Genomic DNA, 13,644 nt, shown 5'->3' with positions numbered 1-13,644 from the left:
CAATAGTCAGATAGGCCCTACAGAACAATCACCATCCCGACAAAAATAACAAACCGACCCGATGCAGCACCCGAGGCCGGTGCGGAGCCATCCTTCCATGCGTCAACTGCCCTCGCTCAATATGCTGCGCGTCTTCGAAGAGGTTGCGCGGCATCGCAGCTTCAGTCAGGCGGCTTTGGGATTAAACGTCACCCAGGGCGCCGTCAGCCGGCAGATCAAACAGCTTGAAGACTACCTCGGTGTAGCTCTGTTCGTACGCACTCCCCAAGGTCTGACACTGACCGAAACCGGCTCCGCCCTCTCCCCGCATCTGGCGGAGGCCTTCGACCACATCGAGCGCGCCCTGCAAGCGGTGCGCGTGCCCAATCTGCGTCAGCGTCTGCGAATCCTCGCACCACCGACCTGGGCGACTCGTTGGTTGTCGGCGCACCTGCGAGTGTTCTGCCAACGCTACCCGGACATCAGCCTGAGCGTGACTAACCAGGCCAACCACGACAGCCTCGCCGAAGTCGACTGCCACATCCGCTTCGGCCTCGAAGCCGCCAGTCATTGCAGCAGTCAGTTGCTGGTGATGGAGCGTCACATCGCCGTGGCCAGTCCAGAGCTGTTCAACGACGGCCAGCCGCCGGACCTGCGGCAGTTTCCGTTGCTGCACATCCTGCACGACGGCAAACGCTTGAAGGTCTGGGAGAACTGGTTAGCCGCGATGGGCCGGGACGATGTTGATGCGGGGCAAGGACTGGAATTCAGCACGCTGGATCAGGTGATCCATACCGCACTGGCGGGGGGTGGATTGGCGGTGATTGACCGGCAGATGATCGAGAAGGAACTGGCGAATGGCAGCCTTTTACCGATCACTCCGGTGGAAGTGATCGGTCCGTATGGCTATTGGCTGGATGTTGCGAATGACAAAAAAGGGTTGTCGAAGGTGCGGTTGTTTACGGATTGGCTAGGGTTGGTCAGTAATCCCTAAAGCCACCGACATTCCATGTGGGAGCGAGCTTGCTCGCGATGAGGGCATGACATTCAACATTTATGCTGAATGACACTCCGCCTTCGCGAGCAAGCTCGCTCCCACATTGGAACTTTGACAGTCTGTTAAACCGGGGCAACCACTTTCACTGCCACCGTTGCACTCCCCTCCACCGGACTCTGCGCCTTGCACGCCTGACTCAGCGTCAGCAATTTAGTCTCCGGCGCCCAGGCCCAAGACAACAACGCGCCCAGTGCCAAAATCGCCGCCAGAATGCCCATGGTCGGGCTCAATCCAATCCCCGCCACGCTCACCGGCAACAGGAAGGTACTGACCGCCGACCCCAAACGACTCACCGCTGTGGCAAGACCGATCCCGCTGGCCCGCACTTCAGTCGGAAAGCTCTCGGCCGGGAACACCCCCACCAGATTGCTCACCGCCGACAACACCAGCGTAAACAGCCCAAACACCAGCACCATCAAGAACGCTGCGCTACTCGGCAACACCGCCAAAAGGAACAACGCCACCGCGAGAATGATGAACGAGTTGATCAAAAAGCCCCGGCGAGAGAATTTGATCGTGCACCAGATCCCGATCAGCGCGCCCAGAATCAACAGCATGTTCAGCATTAACTCGGTACCAAAACCTTCGGCCAGACCCATCTTCTGCAGAATCGACGGCAGGAAGGTGTAGATGGCGAAGTACGGCATGACGATGCAGACGAAGAACAGGCAATTGAACGCGGTGCGCTTGCGGTATTCACGACTGAACAGCACCGCGTAACCGGAGCGGGTTTCGGTGGATTGTGTTTCGTCGAGCTCGACGTTGTCGCCCAGATGCTTCTTGACGATCGCTCGCGCCTCGGCAATCCGACCCTGATTCACCAGCCACCGCGGCGACTCGGGCGTGCCGATACGGGCGATCAGAATAAATGCCGCCGGAATCGCCGACGAGGCCAGCATCCAGCGCCAGGCATCGTCCCCGAGGCTGAGCATGGCGGTGCCGACGAAGGTCGCTGCCACGTAGCCGAAGGTCCAGATCACGCTGAACGAACCGAGCAACACGCCGCGGTGTTTCTTCGGCGCAAACTCGGCCAGCATGGCGTGACCGACGCTGAAGTCACCCCCCAGCCCGATACCGATCAGCACCCGACAGAGAAACAGGCCCATCGCCGTTTCGGCGTAGAACTGCATCACAGAAGCAATGGTGATCAACACGAAGCTGACCAGGAAGATTTTCTGCCGGCCGACTTTGTCGGAAATCCAGCCAAAAAACAGACTGCCGAGAAACAAACCGATCAGCGCCGAAGCCCCAATCAATCCCTGCCAGAACGCATCCAGCTGCATCTGTGGACTCAGCAGCGTAAACGCGATACCGATCAGACCGAGGATGTAGCCGTCAGTGAAGTGCGCACCGAAGGTCAGGCCGGCGATCTTGAGATGGAAGCGCCCGATGGGCAGGTCGTCGATTTTTACCGGTTGTACGGACATGTAAGTCTCCAATTGTTGTTATTGACGGAGAAATGAAACCGATAGCTCTTGAACTTGTGGGAGCGAGCTTGCTCGCGATAGCGGTGTATCAGTCAACATCCATGTTGAATGTGATGGCCTCATCGCGAGCAAGCTCGCTCCCACAGTGGTTTATGGCGGGGGCTTAGAGGCTGCCCATTAACAGGTATTTGATTTCCAGGTAGTCATCCAGACCGTACTTCGAACCTTCGCGCCCCAGGCCCGATTCCTTGATGCCACCGAATGGCGCCACTTCCGTGGAAATGATCCCTTCGTTGATCCCGACCATGCCGGCTTCCAGGCCTTCGGCCATGCGCCAAACGCGGCCGATGTCGCGGCTATAGAAGTAGGCCGACAAACCGTACGGTGTGTCGTTGGCCCGTTGCAGCACCTCGGCCTCGTCCTTGAAGCGGAAGCACGCAGCCACCGGGCCGAAGGTTTCGTCCTGAGCGATCAGCATGTCGCTGTTGGCTTCGGTGAGGATGGTCGGCTCATAAAAGGTGCCGCCCAGTGCGTGACGGCGACCGCCGCACAGCAACTTCGCGCCCTTCTCCAGCGCATCGCCCACATGCAGTTCGACCTTGGCCAGCGCAGCCGCGTTGATCAGCGGACCTTGCTCGGTTTCACCCTCCAGCGCGCTACCCACCCGCATCGCCGCAACGGCTTCAGCGAGTTTGCCGGTGAAGGCTTCGTAGACGCCGTCCTGAATGAAGAAGCGGTTCACACAGACGCAGGTCTGCCCGGTGTTGCGGAATTTAGAGGCCATCGCGCCTTTGACGGCGGCATCCAGATCAGCATCGTCGAACACAATGAACGGCGCGTTGCCGCCCAATTCCAGCGAGACTTTTTTCAGGGTGTCGGCGGCCTGACGCATCAGCAATTTGCCAGTGCGGGTGGAGCCGGTGAACGACAATTTGCGCACGATGCTGGAGGCTTGCAGCGCGCCGCCAATGGCAACTGCATCGCCGGAAACGATGTTGAACACACCGGCCGGAATGCCCGCCTGTTCGGCCAACACTGCCAGGGCGAACGCCGACAGCGGCGTCTCTTCCGACGGTTTGAGAATCATTGTGCAACCGGCCGCCAGTGCCGGGCCGACCTTGCGAGTGACCATCGCCAGCGGGAAATTCCACGGGGTGATCGCAGCGACCACACCGATGGCTTCCTTGACCACGATGATCCGCGCATCAGCCTTGTGGCTTGGAATCACGTCGCCGTAAGCGCGTTTGGCTTCTTCAGCGAACCACTCCAGAAAGCTCGCGGCATAGACCACTTCACCCATGGCTTCGGCCAGTGGCTTGCCTTGTTCGCGGCTGAGCAAGGTCGCAAGATCTTTCTGGTTGCTCAACATCAGCTCGCTCCAGCGCTTGAGCTTCTGGCTGCGTTCCTTGGCGGTCAACTTGCGCCAGGCTGGCAAAGCGCGGTTGGCGGCGTCGATGGCGAGGTTGGTTTCTTCAGCGCCAGCCTTTCGTACGTCAGTAATCAACTCGCCATTGGCCGGGTTGAAAACCGAGTAGGTCGAACCACCGCTGGACCATTGGCCGTCGATGAAATTGCCGTTACGGATCAGCGCGCTCATGCCACAGCCTCAGTCAGATTGAAGCGCTCCAGACCCGGACGGGCCGAACGCAAGATACGTTTACCGGCGGTGTAATCGTTGATCACGTCGCACGGGGTGTAATTGCGTTCCAGCTCGTACAGCTCATCTGCGTCGAGTTTGGTCTCCAGCGCTGCCAAGGCACTGTCGAACTGTTCTGTGGTGTCGGCGCCCACCAGCATGCAATCCACGCCAGGATGATTGGCGACCCAGGCCTGAGCGATCTGCGCGTTGGAAACACCGCGAGCGCGGGCGACACGCTGTACCGAATGTGCGATCTCGAACGAAGCCTCGTCGCTGTACATCTGCTGAGTGAAGAAGTCGGTCTGGTTGCGGGTCGATTGCACATCGCCGGTCAACAAACCACGGGCCAGCGGACTGAACACCGACACCCCAAGGCCTTGATCGCGGCAAAACGGGATCATCTCGCGCTCTTCTTCGCGGTAGGCGCAGTTCAGTTGCAGCTGCATGTTGATCGGTTTGACCCAGTCATTGCGCTCGCAGGCCATGAGGATTTTCGCCAGTTGCCCGGTGAGCATGGTCGAGACACCGATGTAACGCGCCTTGCCGGAACGCACGATGTCGTTCATGGCGCTCATGGTTTCTTCGACCGGCGTGTTCACGTCGAAGTAATGCAGCATGAACACGTCGACGTAATCCATGTTCAGACGCTTCAGCGACGCATCGATGCTGTCCATGATGTGCTTACGCGAATGACCGCTGGCGTTGATCCCGGTGCGAGTGCCGTAACCGACTTTGGTGGTGATCACCAGGTCTTCGCGCCGGGCCAGGCGCTTGACGATGCGCCCCACCACTTCCTCGCCGACACCGGCGGAATAGAAATCCGCGAGGTCGATGAAATTCACGCCGCTGTCCAATGCGTGCGCGACGATCGGCTCGCTTTTCTTCTCATCGAAGATCCACGGTTTCCAATCGGGGGTGCCCATGTTCATGGTACCCAGGCACAGGCGGGAGACTTGCAGGCCGGAGTTGCCCAAACGAATGTATTGCATGGCGCGGACCTCAGGCTTTTGGCGTGTAGAAAGGGTTGCTGATGTGATTGACCACATCCGCCAGTTGCGCCGTTTCCGGTTTGCCGGTCAGCGCCGCACGAATCGCCGTGCGGCAGGCGTTGTAGTTGTTCAGGTAGACCGCATCCAGATCGTCGCAGGCCGGGTTGACCCAGTTCGCGGTCACGATGGCCCACTCGTCTTCGGCTTCCGGCGGCAAGGTGCCGTCCAGCAGCGCTTCAAGCACAGCCTTGGCGATCCCGGCCTGCGACGCGCCCCACGTGGCGTTACCGTGCAGGTCACTGCTGATCGCGGCTTTGTTGACGTAAAGGGTCATCGGCTTGACCGGAATGTTCGGCTGGGCGATCACCATGAACGGACAATGCCCTTGACTTGGCGACGCCAGGCTATTGGCAAACGCCTGCCCTGCCGGGCCGTTGCGCGGACCGATCAGAATGTTGATGTGAGCGGCATTCACGCCCGGGCCTTCGAAGCCTTCACCGATGCACAGGTCGAGTTCTTTCATGAGTTATTACTCTTCAGGGATTTGGGTTGATCAGAAGTGCACGCGAACCATGGAGGTCGCGTGACAAATGTCGGGGTTCGAAGAGCGCGGGTGTGGCAGTGAGGATGAGTCATGGGTGCAAACGCTCTTTTTTGTTGTTGATGAGCTGTGTTTGCGATTTTTTAACACCGGGGGTTTGCGGGGCTGTAACCATTAAAAGTCATGAGGGCATGACTTCAAGTCATACCCTATACAACCTGTAGAAAAACCTGTGGGAGCGAGCTTGCTCCGGGCGGCGTTCCGACGATAGCGGTGGGTCAGGTTATGCATCTGCTGACTGACACTCCGCTATCGCGAGCAAGCTCGCTCCCACAGGGATTGCGGTTGTATTGGATTACTGCGACATAGCGTCTTTGCTCATGTTGTCCTTGGACATCGCATCTTTCTTCATCGCATCTTTGCTCATGGCGTCCTTGGACATGCTGTCTTTCTTCATGGTGTCCTTGGCCATGGAATCCTTTTTCATCGTATCTTTCTTCATGGCGTCTTTGGACATCGAGTCCTTGCTCATGCTCTCGTTGCTCATGGTGTCGGCGGCGTACACGCTGGCGACGCCCATGGCCAAGAACAGGGAGAGTGCGGCGGAGGCTAACTTCTTCATGGTGCAGTTCCTTATAGGGGTGGGGTTGTTGCAGTGAAGTGGCCAGGCCCCCGTCAGCTACCACCGAACCAGTTGTAGCCCTGGTCTTCCCAGTAGCCACCCGGATAGGTGTTGGTGACGAAAATCGCCTGAATGTGTTTGGGATTCTTGTAGCCCAGCTTGGTGGGCATGCGCAGCTTCATCGGGAAGCCGTATTCGCGAGGCAACACTGCGCCGTCATAGGTCAGCGTCAACAAGGTTTGCGAGTGCAGTGCGGTGGCCATGTCGATGCTGGTGTAGTAGTCGTCCGCGCATTTGAAGCCGACATATTTGGCATCCGTGTCGGCACCGACCCGTTTCAGGAAGTCGCTGAACCGTACACCGCCCCAGCGGCCGATCGCGCTCCAGCCTTCCACGCAAATGTGCCGGGTGATCTGTTCGGTCTGCGCCATGGCGCGCAGTTCTTCGAGCCGCCAGCTGCGCTTGTCGGCGACCATGCCGGTCACTTCCAGTCGATAACTCTCTTCCTCCACCGTCGGCGCCTCGTCGATGCCGTAGAAGGCATTGAAAGGAAACGGCCGGGTGATCATTGACTCGGGATAAGTCGGTGCCAGGGCGTTGGGATTGAACAGCCAGCCCTGCACCCGATCGTTGAACCGGGACATCGAGGACAGCGCGGTCTCGACGCTTTTGTTATCGGTGATGTTGCAGCCGGACAACATGGCCACGCCGCCGAGGGTCAGGCTGCGCATCAGGAACGAGCGTCGTGAGCGGTCCTCGATCTGTGGTGCGAGGATCTTTCTGGCGTCTGTCAGGATGGACGATTCGTCCAGCCCTGAGCCTTGAATGCGCTTTTTCATACGACCTCCTTGCGACCGACAATCATGGCCCACAACGTTTTGGGAACCAGCGCGACCATCACCAGATGAACCGCGACAAAGGCCACCAACAGCGACATCGCGATGAAGTGCACGTGCCGCGCGCCTTCGTAACCGCCCAGCAGTTCACGCAACAGAGGAAACTGGACGGACTTCCACAACACCAGACCGGAAATCACCAGCATCGTGATGTCGACCATCACGAACAGGTACGCCACCCGTTGCACCTGGTTGTAATGACTCAGATCGGCATGCCCCAATCGCCCCCGCAATGCCGCCGACAGGTCATGCAAAACCCCTTTGGGTGAAACCGGGAAAAAGCGCCGTTTCAGACGACCACTGACGAGGTTGATGATCAGGTAGACAAGGCCGTTGACGGCCAGAAACCACATCGCCGCGAAATGCCATTGCAATGCGCCACCGAGCCAGCCACCCAACGTGATTGCCTTGGGAAAACTGAAGTCGTAAAGCGGTGAAGCGTTATAGATTCGCCAACCGCTGGTGACCATGACCAACACCGCCAAGGCGTTCAGCCAATGGGTCAGCCGTAGCCAGCGGGGATGAGTGCTGACTGTGGGTGAAGCAGCTAACTGCGACATGTTCGGCTCCCGGTGGTTGATCGTTGGAGCCGATTATGTGGGCCGACAGATCGCCAAATCCTCACGTAAAGTTAAATTAAACGTGACAACTACCCCCAATAACCTGTGGGAGCGAGCTTGCTCGCGATAGGGGACTGACATTCAACATTGAGTTTGACTGACACTCCGCCATCGCGAGCAAGCTCGCTCCCACAGTTTTTTGCGTGGTCCGCCCTTGGCTCAATTGTGGTTAAAATGCCGCCCCAACAAATTGCTGGCCCTGCCCGATGAACGCTGACGCTCTCTCCACCCTCCACGACCATTTACTGACGGCCCTTGCAGCGGCTCCCGCTGAAACCCGCCGGCTGTTCCACGGCCGTGGCCGGTGCTGGCCGGGGCTGGAGCAATTGACCGTCGACTGGTTGCAGGGCGTGGTGCTGGTGTCGCTGTTCAAGGAGCCCGAAGCGTCGCAGCTGGAAGCGTTGAAACAGAAGCTGATGGACGTCACGCAATCGCCTGCGTGGACGCAATCCGGCGCGCACACGCTCCTGCTGCAACATCGCTACCTGCTGCAAAGCACCACCGAGTGGCTGTTGGGGGACGCGATCGACGAGATGACGATCACCGAGGGCGGCCTGTATTACCGGGTGGACCTGGGCCGCAAACAGAACACTGGCCTGTTCCTCGACATGCGTTATGGCCGCGACTGGGTGCGGGCCAATGCCCAGGGCAAGCGCGTGCTGAATCTGTTCGCCTACACCTGCGGATTCTCGGTAGCCGCCATCGAAGGGGGCGCAACGCACGTGGTCAATCTGGACATGTCGAGCCCGGCCCTGAGCCGTGGCCGCGACAATCACCGGCTCAACGGCCACGACCTGAGCAAGGTGACGTTCCTCGGTCATGACCTGTTCAAGTCCTGGGGCAAGGTGATCGGCAAAGGCCCTTACGACCTGGTGATCATCGACCCACCGTCCTTTCAGAAAGGCAGTTTTCTGCTGACCAAGGACTACCAGCGCGTGCTGCGCCGACTGCCGGAATTGCTCAGTCCTCAGGGCACGGTTCTGGCGTGCATGAACGATCCGGCGTTCGGTGCGGACTTCCTCATCGACGGCGTCACCCGCGAAGCACCGAGCCTGCGTTTCGAGCAACGGTTGGACAACCCGCCGGAATTTCCAGACGCCGATATTGAATGCGGGTTGAAGGCGTTGGTGTTCAGGCTGGGTTAGCTGAAAATCAAAAGATCGCAGGCTTCGCCAGCTCCTACGTTGGGATGGCGAACACCCTGTAGGAGCTGGCGAGCCTGCGATCTTTTGATGTTGATCTCAACGCGGCTGCAACACCAGCGCAAACAACTCCCCATGCCCATTCACATTGAGCTTGTGATAGAGATTGCGCCGGTGCACTTTCACCGTCTCCGGGGAAATGCCCATCTGCTGGGCGATGGCCTTGCTTGAGAAGCCCTGAAGAATCAGGCGTGCCGTTTCGATTTCCCGCACCGACAGGCGCGCGTCGAAGCGATCCAGCAGGGTCGCCAGATCCCCGGCCACCGCCTCGGTTGCCGGCCCTTCCGGCGGAATCAATTGCAGGTGACGACGCATCGCCGCCAACACCCAATCACGCACGCAAAGCAGGCGGCCCTGTTCCTCAAGCGTGAATCGTGTCGAGCGTCCCAACGACAAACCGAGCACGGCGCCCTCGATGTTAATCATGAACTGCAACTCGTCACCGCCGACCACGGTGCGAAAGTAGCTCAGGTAGTACTCGCTTTGCTGGAACTGGTCGGGGGCCACCGATTCGAGGCTGTGCAAGCCGTCGGCGATGCCGGCACAGGCGGCCTGATAAAACGGATCGAGCAGGTACATGCCGGCGCTGTAATCCGCCAGTTCTTCTTGCTCGCTGGCACCGCCCTTTGAGTCGAAATCGATCAGCAGACGCGGCACCCGCCCGGCCCGCATTACCGCGACCAACGCGTTGTCCATCGGCACCAGCAGCCGCAGCGTGTCGACCAGCGCACGCCAGAACCCGTCCTGCCCCAAGGCACCAAATACCCGCGCCAGACCTTGGTGCACCGGTAACTCTTTCAACAACGCGTCCACGCCCTACCCCTTTCGAGTAACCCATGATGGGAATGGGTGAGTCCACTCCCGGTCGATACGCTGCAAGCACCTGATCATCACCGGCCTGCAGCAGGCCAGGAGTGCCGCATCATGAGTCGTCACCGCTCGCATTTCAATCTTGGACTGGGCGCCTGTTTGTCGGTCTCGCTGTCGGCAGTTGCCGCCGAGGGCCCGACGGTTCACGTCTACAACTGGTATGACTACATTGGTCCCACGACCCTGCAGGATTTCAAGCGTGACACCGGGATCGCGCCGGTCTATGACACCTTCGACAGCGCCGAAGTACTGGAAGGCAAATTGCTCACCAGCCGCAGCGGATACGACGTGGTGGTGGCCAGCAACTTCAGCTTGCCGACCCTGATCAAGGCCGGCGCCCTTGCACCTCTGCCCCACGCTCAGATGCCTGACTTCAAAAACATGGACGCTGACCTGTTGGCGAAACTGGCCAACAACGACCCGGGCAACCAGTACGCCGTGCCGTATCTGTGGGGCACCAATGGCATCGGCTACAACATCGACAAGGTCCGCGCCGCGCTGGGCGACAAGGCGCCGGTGGATTCCTGGGACCTGGTGTTCAACGAAGCTAACCTGGCCAAACTCGGCGAGTGCGGCGTAGCCATGCTCGACTCGCCGGCCGAGATGCTGCCAGTCGCCCTGCACTACCTTGGCCTGCCCCCCAACAGCACCAACCCCGAGGACTACAAAAAGGCCGAAGCATTGCTGCTCAAGCTGCGTCCGCACATTGCCTACTTCAACTCGTCCAAGTTCATCAGCGACCTGGCCAACGGCAACATCTGCGTGGCGGTGGGCTGGTCCGGCGCGATGCTCGAAGCCAAGACCAATGCCGAGCAGGCGAACAATGGCGTGAAGATCGCCTACAGCCTGCCGAAAGAAGGCGCGCCGGTGTGGTTCGACACCCTGGTGTTGCTCAAGGACGCGCCACATCCGGAGCAGGGTTTGGCCTTCATCGACTACCTGATGCGTCCTGAGGTCATCGCGCCGGTCAGCGATCACCTCTCCTACCCCAACGGCAACCGTAGCGCGACGCCACTGGTGGCCGAAGCGACCCGCAACAACCCGGCGGTGTATCCGTCCGCCGAAGCCATGGCCACGTTATTCACCCTCCAGCCCCTGCCGCCAGCCACCGAGCGAGTGCGGACGCGGATCTGGAGCAAAGTCAAAAACGGTCAGTGAATCCGATGAAATCTGTAGCAGCTGTCGAGCTTGCGAGGCTGCGTTCGGCTGCGAAGCAGACGCAAAAACTGAGTACGCGGTACTTCAGGTGGATCGCGTTAACCGGATTTACGACTGCTGCGCAGCCGAACGCAGCCTCGCAAGCTCGACAGCTGCTACAGGGATTGCGTTAGCCAATAACTTTTTTGAATGAATTGAAGATGAGAGAACCAATGAAACCACGTGCCCGCGACCTGAACATCCAGTTCGGCCAACTGCAACCCGGCCCGCTCAACGCCATCACCGATGTGCCCGGCGTACGGGTCGGCCACAGCAATGTGCGAGGACGCACCGCGACCGGCCGCGACATCCTGACCGGCGTCACCGTGATCGAGCCGCGTGCCGGTTCCACCAGCCTGCAACCGTGCTTTGCCGGCGTCCATGTGCTCAACGGCAACGGCGACGCGACCGGTCTTGAGTGGATTCGCGAAGCAGGCCTTTTGACCAGCCCGATCGCCTTCACCAACACCCACAGCCTGGGTGTGGTGCGCGATGCGTTGGTGACGCTGGATCGCCAGAACCAGCCCGATGACGGGCGACTCTACTGGAACATGCCGGTGGTGCTGGAGACCTTCGACGGTCTGCTCAACGACATCAACGGTTTCCACGTGAAGCCTGAACATGTGGCCGAAGCCCTGCGCACGGCGGTGGGTGGCCCGGTGATCGAAGGCGCCGTCGGCGGCGGCAGCGGCATGATCTGCCACGAATTCAAGGGTGGGATCGGCACCGCTTCGCGACGCCTGAACAATGCTCAGGGCGGCTGGACCGTCGGCGCCATCGTCCAGGCCAACCATGGCATCCGCAACGAACTGCGCGTCGACGGTTACCCGGTCGGGCGTTATATGGAAAAGGCCGACTCGCCGTTCCTCAAGGCGTCCTTGCCGCATCCGGGCATGGGCTCGATCGTCGTCTGCCTGGCCACCGATGCGCCGTTGCTGCCGCACCAGTGCACGCGCCTCGCGCAGCGCGCCAGCCTCGGCCTTGCCCGTACCGGCGGCGGCAATGAAGACCACAGCGGAGACATCTTCATCGCCTTCGCCACCGGCAACCAGCACGTGCCGCCGGCCGCTTACGAGAGCAAACGTGCGCCGACCACCGACAACCTGAGCATGGTCAACAATGACCACATCAGCGAGTTGTTCCTGGCCGCCACCGAAGCGGTGGAGGAAGCGATCATCAATGCCTTGCTGGCCTCCGACACCGCCGAAGGCAATGGCCATGCGGTGCCGGGACTGGACGCCGGGACGCTGCTCAACGCCTTGCGTCGGGTGGGCTGGCCGGGTGATTCGACTAGCGGTACTTGAGTGTGAAACACCAACTTTCTACGATGATTCTACGCAGCCGCTTGTTTGCTCAAGCCCCTGCGTAAGTGGTGAGTGAACTGAACCCCCAACAAGCTCACCACTTGTTTCATGCGCATCTTGAGCCTCAAGGGCTCTACTTCCTCCCCATCAAAGAGCGTTGAGGCTCTTTTTTATCTGCACGAATTCCAGACAAGAAAAAGCCCGGCATTTGGCCGGGCTTTGCGCTATCTAAAGGACTACAAAAATCCCCTGTGGGAGCGAGCTTGCTCGCGATGGCGACGGATCAGTCGATATTGATGTTGAATGATCAACCGCCATCGCGAGCAAGCTCGCTCCCACAGTTAACCGAGTTCCTCCAGTCGTTCGCGCACAAACTCATTCGCCTTGCGCGTCATCTGGTCCAGGTGTCGGTCACGCTGTTTTTCCGCATCGAGCATGGCCCGCTTGCCGTGTTTTTGCAGCAGGTACGTATGAATCTGTCGCACCTCCAGCGAGCTGTAGATCGACGCCACGTCCAGCACGCCCATCAAGCCATCACTGCCGTGATCGCGGGTGTTCATCAGCACTTGAGTCGCACGCACGCCCACTACCTGAAACCCAATTGCCTCAAAATACGGAACCTTGGCCACCGCGCACGTCAGCTCGGCATGCGGGTAGCGGCCGACCATTTCCTGCAGCATCCTCCGGGCAATACCTTGGCGTCGATGGCTGGCACTCACCGCCATATACGCAACACCGCAGGCATCGGGATCGTCCTTGACCGGCAGGTACAGCAAAAAGCCGACGACCTTCTCCGGGTCGTCTTCGTCGGTCGCGACGAGCAACTCCACCGCAATCCCTTTCGCCCCGTTCAATGCTTCCAGGTAGAGGTGAACCTCGTAGCCGATCGCGTACTGGTACACGTTGTACAACAGGTTGCTCGGCGCGATAGCGACCATGCTGATGTCGGTCAGGTAATCGACCACCATTTGCAAGATCTGGCTATTGATGTGCTCGGGGCACGGGGTCTTGAAATGGGTGATCTGGGGCATTCGTGGCTCTGACTGTGGGGCGGACGTGAAGAATGTGTTCGCGGGCGTGCCTATCATAACGTGCCGTCTCAGCTTTACCCGCAAAACCTGGCCTTGATGATCGTTCCCCGACAGTGAGGAATATCCCCCATCAGCAAGCGCTGCTTTTAACCGTCGATGGCATAAATTCACTTCAACTTACTGATTATTAATAGTTTCCCCCTCATATCAGGGTATGGCTCGGCTTTTGCGTTGGCCTTTGCAACGCAGCTGCCATTTGGGTCAGACGCG

13 protein-coding genes are annotated in these 13,644 nt (G+C 59.4%); 4 read left to right on the top strand and 9 right to left on the bottom strand.

From position 1 onward, the window contains the following. Window positions 1–97: 97 nt before the first annotated feature. Entirely contained in the window at window positions 98–973 is an 876-nt protein-coding gene (locus tag ACA079_RS11565) for a LysR substrate-binding domain-containing protein (protein WP_497703573.1), read from the top strand. Between the two features lie 125 nt (window positions 974–1,098). Here ACA079_RS11565 and ACA079_RS11560 read toward each other — a convergent pair whose 3' ends face one another. The 7 genes from ACA079_RS11560 to ACA079_RS11530 all read right to left on the bottom strand — a co-directional run bounded on the left by ACA079_RS11560 (window position 1,099) and on the right by ACA079_RS11530 (window position 7,710). Then, entirely contained in the window at window positions 1,099–2,463 is a 1,365-nt protein-coding gene (locus tag ACA079_RS11560) for an MFS transporter (RefSeq protein ID WP_497703572.1), read from the bottom strand. Between the two features lie 163 nt (window positions 2,464–2,626). Beyond that, window positions 2,627–4,060, bottom strand: coding sequence for an NAD-dependent succinate-semialdehyde dehydrogenase (locus ACA079_RS11555; protein ID WP_497703571.1), 1,434 nt, complete (start codon window positions 4,058–4,060; stop codon window positions 2,627–2,629). Continuing rightward, entirely contained in the window at window positions 4,057–5,091 is a 1,035-nt protein-coding gene (locus tag ACA079_RS11550; protein ID WP_497703570.1) for an aldo/keto reductase, read from the bottom strand. The genes ACA079_RS11555 and ACA079_RS11550 overlap by 4 nt, the downstream gene beginning before the upstream one ends. Window positions 5,092–5,101: 10 nt before the next feature. Next, complete coding sequence (gene fae, locus ACA079_RS11545; RefSeq protein ID WP_497703569.1) at window positions 5,102–5,614, bottom strand: formaldehyde-activating enzyme; 513 nt, start codon at window positions 5,612–5,614, stop codon at window positions 5,102–5,104. A 373-nt stretch (window positions 5,615–5,987) separates the two neighbouring features. After that, entirely contained in the window at window positions 5,988–6,254 is a 267-nt protein-coding gene (locus ACA079_RS11540) for a pentapeptide MXKDX repeat protein (RefSeq protein ID WP_497703568.1), read from the bottom strand. 53 nt (window positions 6,255–6,307) lie between these two features. Then, window positions 6,308–7,093, bottom strand: a complete 786-nt coding sequence (locus ACA079_RS11535) for a molybdopterin-dependent oxidoreductase (RefSeq protein WP_497703567.1) — start codon at window positions 7,091–7,093, stop codon at window positions 6,308–6,310. Then, window positions 7,090–7,710: a cytochrome b/b6 domain-containing protein gene (locus ACA079_RS11530; RefSeq protein WP_497703566.1), complete on the bottom strand. Its 621-nt coding sequence runs from the start codon at window positions 7,708–7,710 to the stop codon at window positions 7,090–7,092. The genes ACA079_RS11535 and ACA079_RS11530 overlap by 4 nt, the downstream gene beginning before the upstream one ends. Before the next feature lie 266 nt (window positions 7,711–7,976). Between ACA079_RS11530 and ACA079_RS11525 the strand changes: the two genes are divergently transcribed. Next, on the top strand, window positions 7,977–8,915 hold the full coding sequence (locus ACA079_RS11525) for a class I SAM-dependent methyltransferase (protein ID WP_497703565.1): 939 nt from the start codon (window positions 7,977–7,979) through the stop codon (window positions 8,913–8,915). Window positions 8,916–9,011: 96 nt separating this feature from the next. Here the strand turns inward: ACA079_RS11525 and ACA079_RS11520 are convergent, their stop codons facing one another. Beyond that, window positions 9,012–9,785, bottom strand: coding sequence for a helix-turn-helix transcriptional regulator (locus ACA079_RS11520; protein ID WP_497703564.1), 774 nt, complete (start codon window positions 9,783–9,785; stop codon window positions 9,012–9,014). A gap of 111 nt (window positions 9,786–9,896) precedes the next feature. On the opposite strand from ACA079_RS11520, the gene ACA079_RS11515 reads away from it, so the two are divergent. Together ACA079_RS11515 and ACA079_RS11510 are read left to right on the top strand one after the other, a co-directional pair. Beyond that, window positions 9,897–11,000, top strand: coding sequence for an extracellular solute-binding protein (locus ACA079_RS11515; protein WP_497703563.1), 1,104 nt, complete (start codon window positions 9,897–9,899; stop codon window positions 10,998–11,000). 212 nt (window positions 11,001–11,212) lie between these two features. Next, window positions 11,213–12,343, top strand: coding sequence for a DmpA family aminopeptidase (locus ACA079_RS11510; protein WP_497703562.1), 1,131 nt, complete (start codon window positions 11,213–11,215; stop codon window positions 12,341–12,343). A 341-nt stretch (window positions 12,344–12,684) separates the two neighbouring features. On the opposite strand, the gene ACA079_RS11505 is transcribed toward ACA079_RS11510, so the two are convergent. Then, window positions 12,685–13,374: a GNAT family N-acetyltransferase gene (locus tag ACA079_RS11505; RefSeq protein ID WP_497703561.1), complete on the bottom strand. Its 690-nt coding sequence runs from the start codon at window positions 13,372–13,374 to the stop codon at window positions 12,685–12,687. Window positions 13,375–13,644: the final 270 nt, after the last annotated feature.

It is taken from the genome of Pseudomonas sp. LBUM1645 (assembly GCF_059716185.1).
This window is presented reverse-complemented; position numbering and strand designations above follow the sequence as displayed.